The following is a 20,549-nucleotide window of genomic DNA, read 5'->3' as shown; positions in this document are numbered from 1 at the left end:
ATGTGTTATCTTATGTAACGTATATTTGGAATCCGACATATTTTATAAGACCTTACTTAACATAATGCATGTTATGAACGGATTATATTCGAAAACGGAGGTTGAACGAGGTGTTAGGCAGATCAGGTAAAGTAGCGGTGATCGGGGCGGGTTTGGTTGGTTCAAGTTGTGCTTATTCAATGATTAATCAGTCCATATGCAGGGAAATCATGATGGTTGACCGGACATACGACCGCGCAGTTGCGCAAGCGCTCGATTTTTCCCATTGCATGGACTTTACGCACAATCGCACCAAGGTGTACGCGGGGACGTATGCCGATTGCACCAGCATGGACGTTATTGTGCTTACGGCCGGAGCCAACCCCAAGCCGGGGCAGACACGCCTTGACCTTCTGGAGGAGGCCGAGGCCATCACCAAAGATATCGTGCTTCCGATCATGGACAGCGGGTTCCAGGGTATTTTTGTCGTTGCAGCCAACCCGGTTGACGTCGTCACTTATATGGTTTGGAAGCTGTCGGGCTTGCCGCGCGAACGCGTCATCGGCACGGGAACTTCCATCGACTCATCCAGGCTCAAAACCTTGCTGTCCGAAGTGTTCTCCATTGATCCGCGCAGCGTGCACGGATATGCCCTCGGGGAACATGGCGAGTCCCAGTTCGTCGCCTGGTCCCACGTGACGATCGGCGGCAAGCCGATCATGCACATTTTGGAGCAGCACAAGGAGCGTTTCAAACATCTCGATCTCGATGATATCGCCCGCAAAACGAAGGATGCAGGATGGGAAATTTTCACGCGCAAAGGCTCCACGCAGTTTGGTATCGGCAACGCCCTCGCCCACATTACGCGTTCCATCCTGAACGACGAGCACAAAATCATTGCCGTATCCGCCATTCTGGACGGGGAATACGGACAGAAAGACGTTTGCGTTGGGGTACCAGCCATTATTAGTGGCAATGGCATCCAGGAAATCATCGAGCTGCATCTCCATGAAACGGAACGTGAAAAGTTCGAACGTTCGTGCAGCATTTTGTCCGGGAGCATCCGTCGATTAACGTTGGCATAGCGATTTTCTTTTTAACATATAACAAAAAGCCAGGACACCCCTCGCTGTACGGGGCCCTGGCTTATTGTTTTTTTGCGCCCAACCGTCGCTTTTCAGTTCCCTTTCTCGGAAATGTCCGACGTAAACTGCTCGACTGCCAGGCTTATTTCCTTGTATTTCGTCCAGTGAAGGTAATGGCCGCCTTCCATGACGATGATTCGGCTGACAGAATCGTCCGGCAATTGAGTCTGATAGAACGTCACGTTGGTCTTTCCATCCTTTGCCTCCCTGTTTTCTTTTGTTGTAAAAATCAGGACGGGAACATCCGGGGGAAATGCCATGTCGGCGGTCTTGGCCACGTTACTGCCAATTTCGTTCGTTTCATCGATGATGTTTCGGTTGGTTCCCTTCCATGCCGTAATTGCCCTCATCTTATCAAGATTCGCAACCGAGTACAGCCCCTCTTCCGCTCTTGGCAAAAAGTCTGCCGGATTGATGAGCATAGCCAACCTGATCACGCCGGTCGGAGCTGCCAGGCCCATGTACGAAGGTGCGGTAGGCGCGCGCTCGCCAAAGTATGCCAACGCCTGGGGCAATGTTGGATCGATGCCAATGACCGCCCTGACCTCATCCGGATAACGGTTGGCGTAGTACATGCTGTAGATACCAGACATGGAATGGGGCATCAAAATATAAGGACCTTCGATCCCTGACTTTTTCAAAGCCGTTCGCAGCTCCTCCACGATGTTCTCCACGGTCCGCTCCTTGTGGGTCACATCGCTCCAGCCGTAACCAAAGCCCTCCACGATAACCACTTTGTTCCTCTCAGCCAGCTCGTTGATCAACGGTTCAAAATCCAGCACGGGGGCCGGCGTACCGAGTCCGCTCAACAACACGATCGTTTGCTTCCCGGCGCCTTTCGCGTAGACATGCATCTTTTCACCGTTTACTTCGATGAATGTCCCCATGGGAGGATACTTTCCTTTCTCATAAGCTGTAAGCACTTGGTGAATAACCACCCACAGAACAATGAATGAGACAAGGAGAAATATGATTTTCAAGACCACGGCCCGCAAACGTTTTATAGTTGTATTCATTTTCATCGACCTGTACCTGCGTTCAAATTTCTTTACGCCGGAAATACAGCAGCCCGATCAGCAGGAAAAATACCGCGCTTCCGCCAACCACGGCAATCAACGTGCCGAGCGGCACATTATACGCGCCAAAGCCGCCGCTTCCTGTCGGCATCATCAGCAGCATCGGCTGCGCCCATGGATAATACGGACCATAAGTCGCCGAATTGATGATCAGAATATTCGGCACGGTCAGGCCGAAATTCAACGCGAGCGGTGCGGCGAAGCTGCTCCACACCAACGATACGAACATTTGCAAAGCAGCTAACGGCAGAGCGGCGAACAGTCCCAGCAGCAGATGGCCTGCAAGGAGTCCCCACGGGACAGGCTGCGTAAAGCCATGGAACATGCCTCCAAGCACGATGGACCCGAGCATCAAACACTGCGTGAGTGCAAGCAGCACCATCACGACGGTCAATTTGGCTGAGTATACGCCTGTGCGCGTCAGCGGGAGGACAAGCATTTGTTTCCATCCGCCGCCGGCATGTTCGAAGCGGCAGACGAACGAGGCAAACACGCCCGTTAACATCGGAAATAACAGCAAGCCGTGCAAGGAAAGCATCGCGTTCATCAACACGGCCCAGTTTCCGCCCGGCGTGGCGGTGATCCCAAGCAGCAGCGCAAGCAGCGGGCTGACGAGAATCAGGAGCCATATCGGCGATTTCCCCATTTTCAGCCGCTCGGACGAGAGGATTCGAAAATATGTCGTCGCAAAGTTCATCCTAGGCCACATCCTTTCGACTGAAGTGGACCATGCCAAGCAGCAGGATCAGCAATCCCGCACCAATGCCCATACCCGCAAACATCAAGGGATTCGGACCGCTCCAAGCCATCTGGGACCAAGCGAGCGGGAAATATGGGGAAAGGGACAACGAAAACAAGCCTACGATGGCCAAAACAATGCCAAGGGTTACCGGCAGCGCCTGGTTTTTGCTGACCGTGGTCAACCAAAATTCAAGCGACAATACCGGCAGCGCCCCAGCAAGCGGCATCAATCCGAGCGTGATCGCCTGTCCCCACGGAATACTTCCCGCATCGAATCCAAGCACCAATCCAAGGACGACGATGCCAGCGGTCAGCAACAAACACGAAATGATCAGCAGCACGCAAGCAAGCAAAAATTTGCCCGTGTATACGGCCGTTCTGGAGATCGGCATGGCCAAAAGCTGCTTCCATGAACCCTGTTCATGCTCAACGCCCGCGATCATCGAACTGAGCACCGTTGCGCCCAACATCAGGGCGAGCGGCACGAACATCACCACGTTTTCGAGCAGCCCTCCCCACAGATCGGCTGCGTATTGTTCCTTCAAGTAATCGAGCCTCAAACCGAAGTTCAGCGCCTGCATCGCGGTCAGTCCGATCGGTGCCAGAAAAACGAGAAACCAAATGCCCTTGCCGCGTATCTTCAGCCAATCGGAAAATAGCGCCCGCCCTGTCATATGGAAGCCCCCTCGCCGATCACGCGCATGAAGAGGTCCTCCAAGGATTGGCGATGCTCCTCCACGCGATACACCGCATGATCCCGTTCCACCAGGCGGCGAACGAGCAAGGCGATGGCGCTATCGTCCATGTAAGGGAACGTCAGCATTGACCCCTGGCGTTGGCCGAACTGTCCTTGCTCCCGCGCCAGCTTCATCGCTTCTTCCGGCTCCGACACCGTCAGACATATGGAACTGCCTGTCTGGTTATGCAAGTTCGCGATGGTATCCTGCAAGACCATTTTTCCGTCACGGATAATGCCGACCCGGCTGGCCATCTGCTCCACTTCGCTGAGCAAGTGACTGGACACGAGGACCGTGATGCCGTGTTCCAAGGGCATGCGTTTGATCAGTTCGCGGATCTCTTGAATGCCTGCCGGGTCCAGACCGTTCGTCGGCTCGTCCAAAATGAGCAGCTCCGGCTGGCATAACAGCGCGCTGGCAATGCCGAGACGCTGCTTCATGCCCAGCGAATATCCTTTGACTGACCGTTTGGCGTCCCGAGTCAGGTCAACAATCGAGAGCACTTCGCTAATCCGCGATTTGGGCGCGCCCAAAATCCGGCGCAGGGCTTCCAAATTTTCGACCGCATTCAGATGCCCGTAATAGGACGGATATTCGACGAGCGAGCCCACACGCCGCAAAATGTCCATGCGATCCTTGCGGATGTCTTTATCAAAGATGCGAATGACGCCCTTCGTCGGCTTGATCAGGCCGAGCAGCATGCGGATCGTCGTTGTTTTGCCGGCGCCGTTCGGGCCGAGGAAACCGTAGATGTCTCCTTTTTTAATCGTCAAATCAAGTTCCCGGACCGCTGCGCGGTCGCGATATGTTTTCCACAGGTTGGCGGTTTGAATAATGTTTTCGCTCATGGTTTAATCACCTCGAAACCCATATTAAAGGCTCAAGGTTAAAAGCCGGGGTGTCCGAAGTTTAAGTTTAGTTTAAAAAAACGCGTTCCCGGGGATGTCACTAGTTAACGCTGCTGTAGATATAAATCGCAACACCTTGCGCCGAACTTTCCACGCGCTTGCGCAGCCCCATTTCGCGAATGAGCAGATCGACGATGGATAAACCAAGCCCCGTTCCTCTGGTCTCGGACTCCTTCTGCATGCCTGGGCCGGCATCACGCACCACGATGACCCGTTGACCCTTGATTTCTTCCGTGGCGATGCCGATGTACCGGCCTGCGGCTGCATGCCGCACCGCATTTTGAAACAGATTGTCCAGCACGCGCCTGAATCCCTGTTCATCCACGCGCCAAATCAAAGATTCGTCCGGCAGATCAATGTCGATCTCGAATTGTTCCCTCTCCCATACCGGATACCAGGATGCCGCCATTTCCCTCACGATACGCAAAACGTCCTTATCCTCCAGCTTCAGCGTATATTTTCCGCTCGCCAACAAATTGTAAGAGAGCATGTTGTCGATGAGTCCGCCCAGGTCGTCCATTTTAGCTTCCATTCGCATCAACGCATGAAGCCCGTTTTCGCTGAGCGCTTCCTTGTGCAAAGCATGCATATGGCCCCGAATGACGGTAAGCGGCGTGCGCAAATCATGGGAAAGCCCAGCCACAAGCCGCTTGCGCAGCTGTTCCTCTTCCCGCTCCCGGTGCCGGCTATCCGTTAGTTGGTGCACCATCTGATTAAACGATTCCTCCAGCTGGCCGATTTCATCTGATGCACGGACGTTGACAGGCAGCGGAATGCCTTCTTTGCCCGGATCCACCATCGCCGTTTGCAGCCGGATCAGCCGCTTGCGAATGCGGGCAAAGAACAGGACCGACATCAAGATAAAGAACAGGAACACGATGCCCATAAACGTGAGCAAATACAAAAACTCCCAAGGTTCGCTGCGCTGCATCTCCAACATATGCCGCGGCATCTCGATGACCATAAACCCCTGCCCTTTGTCTACATTCCCGCCGCCCACAAAAGCGACCGCCGTCAACGGGTCGCGGTAGGAAGCATCCTTCATGAACTGCAGCATGTCGGACGCTTCCCAGACGGCGGGAATAAGGGTAACTTCCGTTCGCTGTTCGCCAAGCATCCACTTCAATCGAGTCTCCGCTTTAGCTGCATTTTTCGTTGCAGCCACTTCCACGCCGGTTCCTGGCAGAATAAGCTCGGTCTCCCCTTTGCCGTTAACCCGGTATATCGAAGACTCGGGATAATCGTAATGCAGCTTCCTTAGCCGTGCATCCACTTCCTTCGGGGGAACCCCGTCCAGCCTCCGACCTTCGCCGATCCACATTTTCCCGAATCCCGTTGCATCGCCATACGGAGTCTGGTCCACATGATGGTTTGTGTAGTTGGCAATGACGGCATATGTTACAGAAATGATCGGGAGGACGACCGGAACAAATAATACCGCACATAAAATGAGCAGAATATAACGGGACATCAAGGAACGCGTCCACCGGAGCTTGCGCACGTTCTCCGATTTGCCCTTTCGAGTCTGGCGGGGCGCTTCTACTGTAGTCCGTTTCCGCCAACGGCGAATCATGGTTTTTTCACGCGATATCCAACGCCGCGCACCGTTTGCAAAATCGTCGGATTCGCCGGATCGCGCTCCAGCTTCTCCCGCAGATGGCGAATATGCACCATTAACGTCTTGTCGCCGTCAAGGTAAGGTTCGTTCCATACCGCTTCGTAGATCTGCTCCTTGGTTCGGATCATGCCCATGTGCCGGAGCAGGTAGGCGAAGATGTGATACTGTTTTCCCGATAAAATAATCTCTTCTCCCGTTTCTTCATTGACGATCCGATGATCCTGCTCATGGATGGAGAGGTGCTCCAGCCTGATCGTTTGACCGGACGCCACTGCGGTACCCGACTTGCGCAACTGGACCTCGATTCGGGCGGCCAACTCATCCGGATGAAACGGTTTGGTCACGTAGTCGTCCGCGAATTCAAGCCCGTGCAGCTTGTCGTCAATCGACGTCCGGGCCGAAAGCATGACGATCGGGACCGCGGGATGTTCCTTTTTGAGTCGTTGCCCTACCGTGAATCCGTCCAATCCGGGCAGCATCACGTCGAGAATAATCAAGGAGCATCCATTTGCCGCCTCCGTGGCTCCTTCGCCGCTTGCGAGCCAAACGACGTCATATCCTCGTTCTTCAAGGTCATCCCTGACCCATGCGGAAATTTCGATGTCGTCCTCAATGTATAACAATTTTGGTTTCATGCGTATCATCGTTTCCTTTCTGCTTCTTTGAGGTAATATATCTCAATTATACCTAAACTGCCGATATCACGTCGGTTCATGTTCATTATGATTGGAGGAATGCATCACATGCTGCTGGAAGCCATCTATCACCAATCCAAACGCAATTGGGCCTATGCCTACGACAAAGATACGATTCGTCTCCGGCTTCGCGCCAAAAAAGACGATCTCACCGAGGCCCTTGCGCTGACCGGGGACAAATATGCCTGGGAAGAAACGAGAGCCTTGATTCCTTTAAGCAAGTATGCCTCCGATTCCATGTTTGATTACTTCGAAGGAGAGGTCAAGCCGCCCTATCATCGGCTGAAGTACGCCTTTTTGCTCAAAAGCGGGCAAGAGCAGATCTGGATGACCGAAACCGACTTTCAAGAGGAGGAGCCTGACGATCCCGGCCGCATGTTCCAGTTCCCGTACATACATCCCGGAGCCGTTTTTGAACCGCCGGATTGGGTCAAAGACGCCGTATTCTATCAAATATTCCCCGAACGATTCGCCAATGGCGATCCTTCCCGGAATCCGAAGGACATTGAACCATGGGGCAGCGAACCTACGCCTTTCAACTTTTTCGGCGGAGATTTGCAGGGTGTCATGGACCATCTCGATTATTTGAGCGAGCTCGGCATCACGGCCATCTATTTCACTCCGATTTTCCAAGCAACCACAAACCACAAGTACGATACGGAAGATTATCTGAAAGTGGATCGCCATTTCGGAGATGCGGAAACGATCAAACGCCTGGTGGAACAGTGCCATAAGCGCGGAATCAAGGTGCTCCTCGATGCGGTGTTCAACCATTCCGGCAAAACGTTCGCTCCCTTCGTCGACGTACAACAGAACGGGTCGAAATCCCGTTATGCGAACTGGTTTCACGTTCATGAGTTTCCCCTTGACGTGAAGGACGGCGTACCCACGTACGATACTTTCGGTTTTGAGCCGCATATGCCGAAGCTGAACACGGAAAATCCCGAGGTCAAGGAATATCTGCTCAAGGTCGCGGAGTATTGGATCAAGGATGTCGGAGCGGACGGATGGCGGCTGGACGTGGCCGACGAAGTCAACAATGCGTTCTGGCAGGATTTCCGGCGCGTGGTCAAGCAAGCCAACCCGGATGCCTACATTTTGGGCGAAGTGTGGAACGAAGCTTCGGCATGGCTGCAGGGCGACCAATTCGACGCCGCGATGAATTATCCGTTCACCGAAGCCGTTAACCGCTTTTTTGTGATGGGAAAGATGCATGCGGATCAATTCGTGCATGCCATGGCAAAACAATTGTCCAGATATGTACACCAGGCCAGCGAGGTTGCATTCAACCTGCTGGACAGCCACGATACGCCAAGACTGCTCACGTTGGCTCAAGGGGATAAACGCAAGATGAAGCTGGCAGCCTTGTTCCAGTTCAGCTACATGGGAGCCCCCTGCATCTATTACGGGGATGAAATCGGTCTGGAGGGCGGGGGAGATCCCGAATGCCGCAGATGCATGGAATGGGACGAAGCGAAGCAAGATCGAGAGCTGCTGGACTTCTACAAAACAATCATTGCGCTTCGCCATGCCCATCCCGCCCTGCGTGCGAAAGGCAGCATCCGCTTCCCGCAAGCAAGCCCAGGCGGCAGCCAGCTGGTGCTGGAGCGGCAAAGCGACGAGGAACGCATTCTCGTGTTATTCAACCGCTCCGAAGAAACGGCCATGTTCGAGCTTGAAGCAGGCGAAGGAGAATGGGCCGATTTGTTGGAGAGCGACCACCGGATCGCCCTGGAAGGAGGCACGCTCGCCGTGGAGCTTCCCGCCTATGGATATGCCGTTCTGGGAACCACGCCGCTGAAACCCGAGTAAGTGCCCCATGCTCAAAAAAGCCGATGCGGCTCTTCCTATGGAAGAACTTGCATCGGCTTTTAAATATCGATGAAATCATGGCAATGACACCATTTCCGTCTACTCGGAAGGTTGTTCTTCTCCCGTTTGCAGTTCAGGCTCGGGCGCACGCTTCGCTTTCGGTCTGGCCAGCTTCTCCATCATTTTGCGCCCCGTCGGCGTCTGCGCCAAACCTCCCTGGGCCGTCTCGCGATGCCTGCTCGGCATGGCGCTGCCCACCTCCAGCATCACATCGATCACTTCGTCCGAAGGAATCGCGCTGCGCACGCCAGCCAGGGCCATATCCGCGGCAGCCAGTGCAGTCACGGCACCCAGCCCATTGCGGACGATGCAAGGGATCTCTACTAGCCCGGCCACCGGATCGCAGATCAGGCCCAGCGTATTTTTGAGCGCAAGACCGACTGCATGCACGACCTGCTCCGGCGTGCCTCCGCGCAGCTCCACCATTGCGCCTGCTGCCATGCCAATCGCCGAGCCCACTTCAGCCTGGCAGCCCCCTTCGGCTCCCGAGATGAAGGAATTGTTGGCAATGACGTATCCGATGGCTCCGGCACAGAACAAACCATTGACCAAATGCTCGTCATTCCAGCCAAACCGCTCCTGGGCGCTAATGAACACGCCGGGGATAATGCCGCAGGAACCCGCCGTCGGCGTCGCCACGATGCGTCCCATGGAGGCATTCACCTCGGATACGCACAGCGCATAGGCCATTGCAAGCGCAGAAGCATCACCCGAGCAGGTTTCTCCGCTGCGAATGTACGCGGCCATCTTTTTGCCGTCTCCGCCCGTCAATCCGCTGCGCGAAGTGGTGTCCTCCGTCAGTCCTTTACGCACAGCCTCCTTCATCACCTGATAATATTCCGACATTTGCCGCACAACGTCCGTTTCCGGGACATTGGTTTCCTTTACCTGCTCCTCGACCATAAGCTGCGCAATCGACTTGGATTCGGCCGTGCAGATGGCACTCAGCTCGTGCAAATGTTTAAACCGCATCGTGACCCACCCCTCTCTTCAAATCAATGACCCGAACGTCCAGCATATGTTCCAGGGTACGCAATCGGTTCAGCATCTCCGCGTTTGGCGGACCGTCCATCTCCATCGCCGTCAACGCTTCGCCGTCGCGGGCTTTGCGGTCTACCTGCATGTAACCGATGTTCACGCCGGAGGAACTGACCGTTGACGTCACCGAGGCAAGGACGCCGGCCTTGTCGGAATGGCGCAGGACCAATGTGGGGAATTCGCCGCTGATCTGCACGCGGAAATCGTTCAGCGCGTGCACCGATACGCTGCCGCCGCCGATGGAGGCACCAACCAGCGAGCATTGACGTTCGCCGTGCCACAGTTCGATCTTGACGGTATTCGGATGCGGGGCAGGCAGGCCGCTCGTATAGAATTCGACATCCATTCCGGCTTCTTCCGCATATCGCTCCGCATCCGGAATGCGCGGATCGTCGGTTGCATAGTCGAGAAGGCCGCCGATCAACGCAAGATCGGTGCCATGGCCCTGATACGTATCCGCAAACGAGCCGTACAACGTTAACCGCGCCCGCTCGGGCATAAAGCCGAGCCATTGGCGCGCAATTCGGCCGAGCCTTGCCGCTCCTGCCGTATGTGAACTGGATGGCCCCGTCATAGACGGGCCAATAATTGAAAACACATCTTTGAAACGCATCCTGCACCCCTCCATGTAACTGCCCCGCCGACTCCATCATGTCCGAATCCAAGGCATCCATATTTTCACTATGCTTCCTTATAAACACACCAAAAAGGACAGAGAAGGGCCTTTAGCCCTCTCTCTGTCCTCGATGCCTGAGAGTTTCATGATGTTGGTCGATTGTTCGACCCCATCATTTACCCCTTGGGCGGCGCCATGTCATGGCACACTCTCCAGAGCTGCGTCCAACGATGGTACATTTACCTGAGAGATTAACGTTCGTGCCGGGTGCACGCCGCTTGCTCCTTCGGTGCCCGAAGTGGCCGCATGAATGTTTATTCAGCCTGTCCGGGTCTCTCCCACTCGTCATCATTCGCTATATAGGTCATAATCGATAAGTCATGTTCTTGTTCACACATATTACTTACTCATCTTGGTCATTCATATAACAGATTAAACTTCAACACACTTTATGTCAATAAAATTAACGTATTATTACCATACTCGGACGAGTGCCAGATAAACGGCTGCATGATATCGCAAATCCCGGCTGAGAGGCCAATAATGTTTGGAGACGTTGTACATATATACATTGAGGTTCTACATATATTTATATGCATCCTTTTATGGTATTGTTCAGTGATTAGACAGTCTCCCTATCCAACTAGATCAAGTTCGAAGCCTGTCGAAACCAATCCTTCACGGCATTAGCCTGGTCATGTTCCAGGAAAACCGCTCTAAAGCCGCTTCGATTCACCATAAGCTTGGCCCGAACGGATAGCAAGGACTTGCTTCGCTGTCCGGTCGTGGCAGCGGTGTTCACCGTAACGACATGGGGCCTGCGCATTAATGCCGTTCTGCGGGATATGGTCCGGTGACGAAGCGTCAGCTGCTTGCCTTGAATGCTCATCCCTTCATCCTTGAAGCATCCGTATCCCCAAACGGCACATAAGGGCACGAAGAGAAACAGCAGCGCGCCGGCCTGGCCCAGAAATACGGTTCCCGCCGTTCCCAGCACGGCCGCACCCAGAAGCTTCCAGCGCAGGAACAACCAGCGGGCTCGATCCGGAGGGCGGCTGGCAGGTGTGTGCATTTCGAATTGCGGAACGATTCGGGCAAGCAGCTCATTCACATCGCGAACCGGCAGCAGCGGATGAAGCATCATTTTTTTCTCCATCTCCGAAGTCAAGACATATATCTCCACCTCCGCATAACCAAATGGCTGGCGCAGCAGCCCCTCTTTGACCTCCACAGCCTGTACCTTACGGGGAGAAAACACATGCTTTCTCCGGTCGAGCAGACCGGAAACGATGGCAATGTTTCCGCCTTCCTGCTCCACGGTGAACCCGGCATACTTGATCGTAAACAGCACGGCTGACAAGATCCATGCCAGCAAAAACATGACGGGCACAAGTCCGAGCCACCAAATTACGGGCAGCCGCCCGGCCTGTTCAACCAGGTTGCTGTAAAAGTGATCCGGAAGCAGGTCATCTGCGAATGAATAGACCCCTGCACCGAAAACCACGACAAGCGGCAGATTCATCGTTGTCAGCGCTCCGACAAACAATCTGCCGGCTGACAGGCGCAGCAGAACCTCTCGCTTTACCGGGAATGCTGCCCCCTCCATAAGCTCCACACTCTGTCCGGGAGCTTCTCCCTCTTCGCGGCGAACATGCTCTTCGGACCATGGTGCTGCCGCAGGCGCGTCCTCTCTCTTCACCGCTTCACTTCGCTTCTGATATAACCACCGCTCGATCCGCTCGGCCTCTGTAATTGCCAGAGCGGGAAGCACGCCATCCGCCTCAACGCTGCCCCCCGGCGTCTCAATCTTGAGCTGTGCCAGCCGGAGCATCCGCTGAATCAGGGGCTGTTGCGTCTGGACGGAGTGGATGCGGCTGAAATAGATCGATTTCTCCTCCCGGACAAATAGGCCCTGGCGCAGCACAATACGATCGTCCTGCAGCGTATAACTGAATTTACGCCATTTGATCCAACCATACAGAACAAAAGGAAGCGCGATGCACACAACGGCCGCAGCATAGCTGTACCACGGAAATTTGCTCCAGTCCACGCCTTTGATGATGAGTAGTACGATAATCGGAATGATGGACTTCGTTACGGTAAAAAAAGGAAAGAGGACATACATCTTATGTAAACGCTTCGGTTCATTCATCATGATCTTCCACCTTCGCCAGATGACCGATATTGCGCTTCAATTGCTCTGCCTCTGCCCGTTCCAACCCGGCAATGTGGAGCGTAGCTGCCGCCGTAACGATGCTGACTTTGGCAAGTCCATATTTTCGCAGCAGAGGACCGCTCTCCAGTTCCACCTGCTGCACACGCGTCATCGGCACAATCGTATCCGTATGCCACAACCAGCCAGAATGGATCTCCACTTCATCATCAGCGACCCGAAAACTGAAGTGCCGATAACGTAATCCGGGCAAAATCCAGGTATACCAGATTAGTGAAATCATAAAAAGCCCTGTCCCGAGCCATCCCGGCCACTCCACCCAATCTCTAAACCATGCTACGATCAGATATCCGACGGCCAGTAAAATCAACAGCCCATTGACCATTAGGGCCGTCAAGGCTGTTGCTTGTTTAGCTTTCGGGTGGAGGCGCCGCCGTTCTCCGTTGTTATGCTCTGCGTAATCCATTGCGTGACTCACACTCTCCTCCAATTCAATTAAGGCTGATTGGGCAGCTTCAGATCCTTCGCCCAAGCTTGAAGCTTCTCCTTTGTCCATTCTTCGTTCTCACCCATGATCGAGTAGCGCAATCCATTCTCGGTCCAGGATATGTTCCGGATGCTCTTCATATACGAACCCTCTGTGTCACGAACCTCAACCTCGGACTCATCAGGCAGCAGCGTGTCATCACCATCTTCATCCGGCGCCTTGAATACGGTCATACTCACTTCAACCTTGTCGTTGTTGACATAATACAATGTCACTTCGTCCCTGCTGAGCTCTCCGCCGAGTGAAGTCATCTCAATCCGCGACAGCTCCAACTCCCCGTTCATATCCTGCAAAAAGGGTTGCCCCAAAGCTTGTTCGGCTTCTTCCAAACTCACTTCCGAATTCTGCGTTAGATCATTCAGATCCTTCACATCAACCTCCTTGGGGATATCAATCACGAACGTATCCTCGGAAAACTCGGGATCATATTGAATCGGGTCATAGACCATTTCTGACTTTTCATCGCCATAGGTGCTAATGACTTTGACAATCATCCACGTTTTGGGGTCTACCCAATACTCGGAGGAAATGGATAAAGTGCCTTCTTCTTTCGGCGTCAGCTTAATGTGAATGACGTCCTGTCCTTGAAGCTTTTCCTGTCCCATCATATCCACATCATGGGAATCCCGCAACCGTTCCAGCTGATCCACGAGCATCTGCTTCTGGGTCTGTTCGGGCTGTTGTCCCATGGCGGATACGTCCATCGAATACGCCGTGCCTGTCTCTTTTTCGTAAATTGTAATTTCCGTTCCGTTATTGACCGCATAGCTTACGTGGCCGTTCTCCTCTGTTTCCGTGCGCTTTCGCCCTGTCTCTCCATCGACCCATTCCTTAATGTGCATGGTGTGATTCAGCTTGTCGTCCGACCATATTTTCATTTCACCTTCAGCATAATATGATGCGGGTTTCGTTTCTGCAGCGACCACCTTCTCGATCATCTCATCTCCTGACAGGCCAAGCATTTCCTTCTCTGCACAACCTCCGAGCAGTGAACCTGCAAGCAAAGCCGTACCGAGCATCATCCATCCTTTTTTCATCATCCCCATCGTCCTCTCTCATTTTATTCAATGCATTACATCTCAGGCAATCGGCATGCAGCGAGCGTACCGTATCCTTCGGCCGACCACATGCGCATTTCACCTCCGTGCTTGATAGCAATCCGTTTGGCTATGCTTAATCCCAGACCTGAGCTTCCTGCATACGCCTTCCCTTCCTGATTCTGATGTTGAACATAAGGTTCGAAAATACGATCCAGCTGTTCTTCAGGAATAGCAGGCCCTTCATTTTGCACCAGGATCAAGGTTGATCCCTTCCTGAACTTATCCAGCTCTAAATCCAGCGTTGGAATGATCCATTCCGGAAGCGGCTGATCTGAAGCAATGACGCCCAGACCTATCGCCCCGTTCGCTCTTGTGTGACGCAGTGCATTGTTCATCAAATTGTCTGTCAGGCGCATCAGTTGTTCGGGATGAAGGCGGTAAAGGTGATCTGTGCGGACGACCGTTTTTACGTCAATCTGTTCACGCTCGGCAAGTCCTCCATAACTACCAAGCAGCATATCGAAGAACTCTTCTCCTTCCACCTCGACCATGGCCATCTCCAATTCACCGGAACCCAGCGCCGTATACATTTCGAGTTCGCCAATCATCCGTTTCATCCGCTCCACATTTCCGAACAGCACGTCCCAGTACTCCCGTCTCTCGGGCGGTTCCAATTGCGTATCCATACGAATCGCCTCCGCATAGGCACTGATGGACATTAACGGTGTCTTCAGATCGTGGGACAGCGAAGCGACCATGAGCTCTTTCTCTTTTTGCTCCTTCTCCACTTCTGCCTGCGTCTGCCTCACTTTTTCCTGCATTGCATCAAATTGCTTGAGCAGCGTGCCCATTTCATCGCGACGTACCGGTGCGTCATCCATGGGGAACTCTCCCCGCGCAAAAGCATGCATTCTGTCCATCAGCTGTCTCATCGGTCGAAAAAGCTTTCTGGATAGCAGCCAGAGCACGGTGCCATATAACAGGATAAAGAATATAACAGCGGAGCCGACGACCCATGTCGTCCGGACCGAGATGCCTTCAAGCCACTCTCCGCGAAGCATGACGATCTCGTAAATGCCAACCAGTTCACCCTTTTCCCATACCGGCTTTTTCAGCGTAAACGTGCGATGACGAATATGCATGTCGTACAGATCGCGATATAGTTCCGAGCCCCTGACGGTATAAGCCCCGGCAGACCAGGGATCCCCACCGGATGTATACACCCTGATCCCTGACGGCAGATAGAGGTCAAAGTTCACTTGATCACTGGCGAGCCCGGAGAGCGAAGCATAGGCATCAGCAGATTGCAGGCGGTACAGGCCCGGGTCGGACAATGCCTGCTCGATGGGACCCAGCCGTCCGGACAACTCTACATATTCCGCTACGGAGCGCTGATCGTTATAGTAATCGTACAGGGAGAATAGCGCCCAGCCTGCAGCGACAGGCAGCAGCATCACGATGAGGAAAGCAATCATCAGCCAGTACTTCAGCTTCATTCCGCCAAATCTCCTACAAACCGGTATCCGCTGCCCCATACGGTCTGGATCCAGCGTGGTTGATGGGGCTCATCCCCCAGCTTGGCCCGCAGGCTCTTCACATGGACGGTGACCGTACCCGAGCTTCCCGCTACCGGCTGATTCCACACATGTTCATACAGCTCCGCCTTGGTGAATGCCCGGCCCGGATGAGAGGCAAGCAGCGTGAGCAAAGCCCATTCCTTATTGGTCAGTACGATATCTTCCCCATGAAGCTGCACCCGTTGATTCAACAGGTCGATCGACAACCCATCGTTGTACTGTTGATGGGTCGAATCCGGCTTGATGCCCTGATATCTGCGATATCTGTTAAGGTGGGATTCAATGCGGGCCGTAAGTTCGGCCAGGCTGAACGGCTTGGTAATGTAATCGTCAGCGCCCAGGCCAAGACCTCTGACCTTGCTCTCTTCTTCGATGCGCGCACTCATCATGAGCAGCGGAACGTCGCTGATCAGCCGGATATTTTTGCATACCGCGAACCCGTCCATCTCCGGCAGCATCAGATCCAGCAAAACCAATTGGTAGGTCCCTTCCCTGAAATCCTCCCAGCTCTCCAGGCCGCTCGAAGCCCAAGTCACCCCATATCCCTCACGCCGAAGATGGTCCGTCAAAATGCGGGCAATTTCCGGATCATCCTCCACCAGCAAAATATTCACGTGGTCTCTCATCGCTGTTTCATCCTCCCATGACTGTATTGTAGCGAAGAACGTTCATCCCTCCGCAGAGTTTATACTTTCTTCATAAATGCGTTCTTGAATATAAGAGCAAAGGGTACGCAAAAAGAGCCCCCTGATGTCAGGACGCCCCCTCTTTTGTGGTTGACGCATGTTATCGTTATAATTCGCTCTCCAAGGACAGCGCCTTGGCCCTGATTATCGTAGCATGACTGTTTTTGTCGTGGCAAACGCTACCACAAAAAAAGCATAACTCCGAAACTCATCGTTCGGGAGTTATGCTTCCATTTCTTTTTATTGAACTAAATTGCATTCCATGCGAGTGTGCTTCGATTAACCGAAACGACCCATGATGTATTCTTGCGTCAAGCGGTTGTCCGGATTCGTGAAAATATGCTCCGTATCTCCGTGCTCAACCAGGCTGCCCAGGTAGAAGTATGCCGTAAAATCCGAAATCCGGGCCGCCTGCTGCATGTTGTGGGTAACGATGACGATGCGCAGATCTTTCTTCAGCTCCGAAATCAGCTCCTCCACTTTGCCGGTGGACACCGGATCCAGCGCGGAGGCCGGCTCGTCGAGCAGCAAAATTTGCGGGTCCACGGACAATGCGCGTGCAATGCACAGACGCTGCTGCTGTCCGCCGGAAAGAGCCAGTGCCGAATCGTTCAGGCGATCTTTGACCTCATCCCACAGCGCCGCGCGGCGAAGGCTTTTCTCTACAACCTCATCCAGATCCTTCTTCTTTTTCATGCCGCGGTAACGCGGCCCAAACGCGATGTTGTTATAGATGGATTTATGGAAAGGATTGGGCTTCTGCCATACCATGCCGATTTTCTGGCGGAGCTTGATCACGTCCGTTCCCGGTTCGTTCAAGTCTTTGCCATCCATCCAGATATGCCCTTCCGTACGGGAGCCGGCAATTTCGTCGTTCATTCGGTTCAAAGACCGCAAGAACGTCGATTTGCCGCAGCCGGAAGGTCCGATGAGCGCCGTTACGCTCGATTCGGGAAATGCCAGGCTGATCTGTTTGACCGCCTGAAAATGCCCGTAATATATGCTTAACTGTTCCGTACCAAAAGGTATGGCCATGTCGGTTCCTCCTTATTTCGAAGCTGTCATGCGGCGGTAAACGACCCGGCCGATCCAACGAGCACTCAGATTGAACGCCAGTACGAGAAGGACAAGCACGGCCGATGCTCCTGCCGCCACTTCCTTGGAATCCGGCGCGATGCCTTCACTGTTGACTTTCCAGATGTGCACGGCGAGCGTTTCAGCCGGACGGAATGGATTGAGCGGCGATCTTGGGCTCGCAGGATTCCAGTCCGTGAAGTCCAGCGGCGGGCTGCTCATGCCTGCCGTAAACATCAGCGCTGCCGCTTCGCCGAAAATTCGGCCCGAAGCCAGAATTGTACCCGTAATCAAACTCGGCAATGCCACAGGCAGCAAAATGGACGTGATGATCTTCCATTTGGACAGACCCAGCGCAAGCCCGGCTTCTTTTTGTTCCTTCGGCACGGCCCGGAAAGCTTGTTCCGTCGTCCGCACCATCAGCGGCAGGTTAAAGATGGCCAGTGCCATGGCTCCCGAAATCAGGGAAAAGCCCAGGCCGAACGTGTTAACGATCAGCAAGAGACCGAACAAACCGATCACGATCGACGGAAAAGAAGACAATACTTCCACAACGAGTCGAATGAAGTTGGTGATTCGACCCGGTTTGGCATATTCCGCCATATAAATACCCCCGCCCCAACCGAGCGGAATGGTGATAATCAATGTCAAAACAAGCAAAAATACCGAGTTGAACAATTGCGGGCCAATCCCGCCGCCGCCCTTCAGCAGCTGAGGCGCGCTCGTCAGGAAATGCCAATCGATTTGGCCGATTCCGCGCACCAGAATGAAGGCGAGCAGTCCGAGCAGCAGAACGACGATAAATAGCGCCAATGCCACAATAACGGCTGTGGCCACTTTGTCTACTGTTTTAGCTTTCATCTTCATACGCGGTTTCTCCTTTCAAGCAAACGAACCAGCAGGACGAAGACAAACGTCATCACCAGCAGCACGAGCGCCATGCTCCACAGAGCATTGTTGTGAACCGAACCCATCGTTGTGTTACCCATGCTCAAGGTAATTACACTGGTCAGCGTAGAAGCAGACTCAAGCAAGGATGACGGAACGTGCGGCGCATTACCGATTACCATCTGAACCGCAAGAGCTTCACCGAAAGCGCGGGCCATGCCCAAAACGACACCCGTCAGAAGCGCAGGCAGAACCGTTGGGATAATCACGCGATAGATCGTTTGCCAGCGCGTTGCCCCAAGGGCATAGGACGATTCGCGTAATCCTTTTGGCAGTGCGGACAACGCATCCGCCATGATGCTAGTTACCGTTGGCAGAATCATAACGGAAAGCACAAGACACCCTGCCGCGATTCCGATGCCGGCCCCGCCGAAGATGCTTCGCAACGCAGGAACGATGACCGTAAGACCGATAAAGCCGTATACAACGGAAGGAATGCCAGACAACAGCTCGATGGCCGGCTGCAATATCTTTTTCCCTTTGCCCGGCACGATTTCCGTCATGAACAAAGCCGCACAAAGGCTGAGCGGACTTGCAATCAGTGCCGCAAGCAGCGTCGTCGTAAACGACCCGGTAATGAACGGCAGTGCCCCGTAGGATGCAGGTTCAGTGGTCGGGCTCCATGTTTTGCCGAATAAAAACTCGCTCAGACTTACGCCATCCTTGAAGAAAGTCATCAGACCTTTGGATGCGACAAAATATACGATAGAAAACATGACAACGATCAGAAAAACGACACAGATCGACGTATATATGCGTCCCGTCCATTCTTCCCAGTAATGTTTCTCTCTCAAGGGCCGACCCGGTTTAATGCTTTTCACTGCCGTTCCCCTTTCGGTCTGTTCCATAAACTACCATCCTTCTATAATTGGTTTGGGTACAAATATTGGGAAAACATCGGAGCAAACCGCGCAAAGAGGCAGGACCATAGTCCGCCTCTCTCGCTGTATGCGTAGGTTCAAAGATTATTGAGTGACGTTGCCTGCTGCATCGCGTTTAACTTTCATGCCGGATACCGGAATGTAACCCAGCTCCTTAACGTCGTTTTGTTGAATTTCGTCGCTCAGCATGTAGTCCAGGAACGCTTTCGTTGCTGCATCAGGCTCGCCTTTAGTGTACATGTGCTGGTAAGCCCACACTGGATAAGTTCCTGCTTCCACGTTTTCAACCGTCGGCTCAACGCCTTCGTATTTCAAAACTTGCAGGCTGTCATCCAGGTAAGACAGGGCCAAGTAACCAATTGCGCCTGGTGTTTCGGCTACCAGTTTTTTAACCGTACCGGAGGAATCTTCTTGGATGGAACCTTGGATGTCTTTCACTTTGGTACCGAGCGCAAAGTTTTCGAATGTTGCGCGTGTACCCGAGCTGCTTGGACGGTTAACGATCACGATCGCTTGATCCGCACCGCCAACATCTTTCCAGTTCGTGATTTTGCCGGAGAAAATGTCGATCAGCTGCTGCTTTGTCAGGTCGGTCACGCCAGCGTCTTTGTTGCTTACTGGTGCGATGGCCACAACAGCCACTTGATGGTCGATCAATTCTTTGGCTTTTGCTTCGTCTTCGAGTTTCTCTTCGGCAAATACGTCGGAGTTCCCGATTGTGGCTTGGCCTTCGGAAACTTGAGTCAAACCGGTACCGCTGCCGCCGCCTTGCACTTGAACCGTTACGTTTTTATATTCGTCAACTGCCATAAACTTCTGTCCAGCTTGCTCTACCAGTGGTTGCAAAGCAGTCGATCCGACAGCAAGGATGTTTCCGCTCACTTGCTCCGTAGCGGGTTCTCCTGTCGATCCGGAACCATTGCTTGCAGTATCATCTGTCGCAGCATTTTTGTTCGATCCGCATGCAGCAAGCACCAGTACGAACGTTAAGGTCATCAGAATAAACGGCAACTTTTTAAACATAGTTTTGTTTTCCTCCCCCAATGTAGTGATGGCGATTTGCGATTTTTTTTGTTCACCATCAACTCTGTTCTTATTGTAGTTTCGCTATGTCATCTCTAAATCAATGTTTTGTAAACGCAGTGTTAAAAATATGGGCGGTGGTTTCGAAACATCGTAAATGAAATCCCTTCTCGGA

19 protein-coding genes and 2 riboswitches are annotated in these 20,549 nt (G+C 53.3%); of the genes, 2 read left to right on the top strand and 17 right to left on the bottom strand.

All coding sequences use genetic code 11. The features are described 5' to 3' along the window. Nucleotides 1-110: 110 nt before the first annotated feature. A complete protein-coding gene (locus SNR34_RS02460) occupies nucleotides 111-1,064 on the top strand; it encodes an L-lactate dehydrogenase (protein WP_343262269.1) in 954 nt (317 codons plus the stop codon). Nucleotides 1,065-1,156: 92 nt separating this feature from the next. Here the strand turns inward: SNR34_RS02460 and SNR34_RS02455 are convergent, their stop codons facing one another. The 6 genes from SNR34_RS02455 to SNR34_RS02430 form a co-directional block, all read right to left on the bottom strand. Next, entirely contained in the window at nucleotides 1,157-2,011 is an 855-nt protein-coding gene (locus SNR34_RS02455) for an alpha/beta fold hydrolase (protein WP_486181050.1), read from the bottom strand. Nucleotides 2,012-2,162: 151 nt separating this feature from the next. Then, nucleotides 2,163-2,897 (bottom strand): ABC transporter permease, encoded by a 735-nt coding sequence (locus tag SNR34_RS02450; protein WP_236417599.1) that lies wholly within the window; start codon nucleotides 2,895-2,897, stop codon nucleotides 2,163-2,165. A gap of 1 nt (nucleotide 2,898) precedes the next feature. Beyond that, nucleotides 2,899-3,615, bottom strand: a complete 717-nt coding sequence (locus tag SNR34_RS02445; protein ID WP_236417600.1) for an ABC transporter permease — start codon at nucleotides 3,613-3,615, stop codon at nucleotides 2,899-2,901. After that, a complete protein-coding gene (locus SNR34_RS02440; protein ID WP_236417601.1) occupies nucleotides 3,612-4,526 on the bottom strand; it encodes an ABC transporter ATP-binding protein in 915 nt (304 codons plus the stop codon). Before SNR34_RS02440 ends, SNR34_RS02445 begins: the two co-directional genes overlap by 4 nt. 100 nt (nucleotides 4,527-4,626) lie before the next feature. After that, complete coding sequence (locus SNR34_RS02435) at nucleotides 4,627-6,159, bottom strand: HAMP domain-containing sensor histidine kinase (protein ID WP_486181049.1); 1,533 nt, start codon at nucleotides 6,157-6,159, stop codon at nucleotides 4,627-4,629. Further along, the gene (locus SNR34_RS02430; RefSeq protein ID WP_236417603.1) at nucleotides 6,156-6,839 is read right to left on the bottom strand and encodes a response regulator transcription factor; all 684 of its coding nucleotides are present in this window, start codon (nucleotides 6,837-6,839) and stop codon (nucleotides 6,156-6,158) included. The genes SNR34_RS02435 and SNR34_RS02430 overlap by 4 nt, the downstream gene beginning before the upstream one ends. A gap of 108 nt (nucleotides 6,840-6,947) precedes the next feature. On the opposite strand from SNR34_RS02430, the gene SNR34_RS02425 reads away from it, so the two are divergent. Next, nucleotides 6,948-8,711 (top strand): alpha-glycosidase, encoded by a 1,764-nt coding sequence (locus SNR34_RS02425; RefSeq protein WP_343262266.1) that lies wholly within the window; start codon nucleotides 6,948-6,950, stop codon nucleotides 8,709-8,711. A gap of 99 nt (nucleotides 8,712-8,810) precedes the next feature. Here the strand turns inward: SNR34_RS02425 and sdaAA are convergent, their stop codons facing one another. The 11 genes from sdaAA to SNR34_RS02370 form a co-directional block, all read right to left on the bottom strand. Next, entirely contained in the window at nucleotides 8,811-9,743 is a 933-nt protein-coding gene (gene sdaAA / locus SNR34_RS02420; protein WP_343262265.1) for an L-serine ammonia-lyase, iron-sulfur-dependent, subunit alpha, read from the bottom strand. Next, nucleotides 9,733-10,422 (bottom strand): L-serine ammonia-lyase, iron-sulfur-dependent subunit beta, encoded by a 690-nt coding sequence (gene sdaAB / locus SNR34_RS02415; RefSeq protein WP_236417606.1) that lies wholly within the window; start codon nucleotides 10,420-10,422, stop codon nucleotides 9,733-9,735. Before sdaAB ends, sdaAA begins: the two co-directional genes overlap by 11 nt. A gap of 122 nt (nucleotides 10,423-10,544) precedes the next feature. Beyond that, nucleotides 10,545-10,643, bottom strand: a riboswitch (glycine riboswitch). 4 nt (nucleotides 10,644-10,647) lie between these two features. Beyond that, nucleotides 10,648-10,776, bottom strand: a riboswitch (glycine riboswitch). 292 nt (nucleotides 10,777-11,068) lie between these two features. Further along, a complete protein-coding gene (locus SNR34_RS02410; protein WP_486181048.1) occupies nucleotides 11,069-12,580 on the bottom strand; it encodes a PH domain-containing protein in 1,512 nt (503 codons plus the stop codon). Next, nucleotides 12,570-13,076: a PH domain-containing protein gene (locus tag SNR34_RS02405; RefSeq protein ID WP_486181047.1), complete on the bottom strand. Its 507-nt coding sequence runs from the start codon at nucleotides 13,074-13,076 to the stop codon at nucleotides 12,570-12,572. The genes SNR34_RS02410 and SNR34_RS02405 overlap by 11 nt, the downstream gene beginning before the upstream one ends. 17 nt (nucleotides 13,077-13,093) lie before the next feature. Beyond that, the gene (locus SNR34_RS02400; protein ID WP_486181046.1) at nucleotides 13,094-14,182 is read right to left on the bottom strand and encodes a LolA family protein; all 1,089 of its coding nucleotides are present in this window, start codon (nucleotides 14,180-14,182) and stop codon (nucleotides 13,094-13,096) included. A gap of 35 nt (nucleotides 14,183-14,217) precedes the next feature. Beyond that, entirely contained in the window at nucleotides 14,218-15,681 is a 1,464-nt protein-coding gene (locus SNR34_RS02395; RefSeq protein ID WP_486181045.1) for a sensor histidine kinase, read from the bottom strand. Beyond that, nucleotides 15,678-16,388, bottom strand: a complete 711-nt coding sequence (locus SNR34_RS02390; protein ID WP_339275777.1) for a response regulator transcription factor — start codon at nucleotides 16,386-16,388, stop codon at nucleotides 15,678-15,680. The genes SNR34_RS02395 and SNR34_RS02390 overlap by 4 nt, the downstream gene beginning before the upstream one ends. Before the next feature lie 339 nt (nucleotides 16,389-16,727). Further along, nucleotides 16,728-17,483: a phosphate ABC transporter ATP-binding protein PstB gene (gene pstB, locus SNR34_RS02385; RefSeq protein ID WP_236417613.1), complete on the bottom strand. Its 756-nt coding sequence runs from the start codon at nucleotides 17,481-17,483 to the stop codon at nucleotides 16,728-16,730. A gap of 12 nt (nucleotides 17,484-17,495) precedes the next feature. After that, entirely contained in the window at nucleotides 17,496-18,383 is an 888-nt protein-coding gene (gene pstA, locus SNR34_RS02380; RefSeq protein ID WP_236417774.1) for a phosphate ABC transporter permease PstA, read from the bottom strand. A 2-nt stretch (nucleotides 18,384-18,385) separates the two neighbouring features. Further along, a complete protein-coding gene (gene pstC / locus SNR34_RS02375) occupies nucleotides 18,386-19,318 on the bottom strand; it encodes a phosphate ABC transporter permease subunit PstC (RefSeq protein WP_236417614.1) in 933 nt (310 codons plus the stop codon). A 117-nt stretch (nucleotides 19,319-19,435) separates the two neighbouring features. Then, nucleotides 19,436-20,374: a phosphate ABC transporter substrate-binding protein PstS family protein gene (locus tag SNR34_RS02370; protein ID WP_486181044.1), complete on the bottom strand. Its 939-nt coding sequence runs from the start codon at nucleotides 20,372-20,374 to the stop codon at nucleotides 19,436-19,438. Nucleotides 20,375-20,549: the final 175 nt, after the last annotated feature.

The organism is Paenibacillus sp. XP01, from assembly GCF_057364885.1.
The sequence above is the reverse complement of the archived record's forward strand: the minus strand, read 5'-3'. Positions and strand labels throughout refer to the sequence as shown.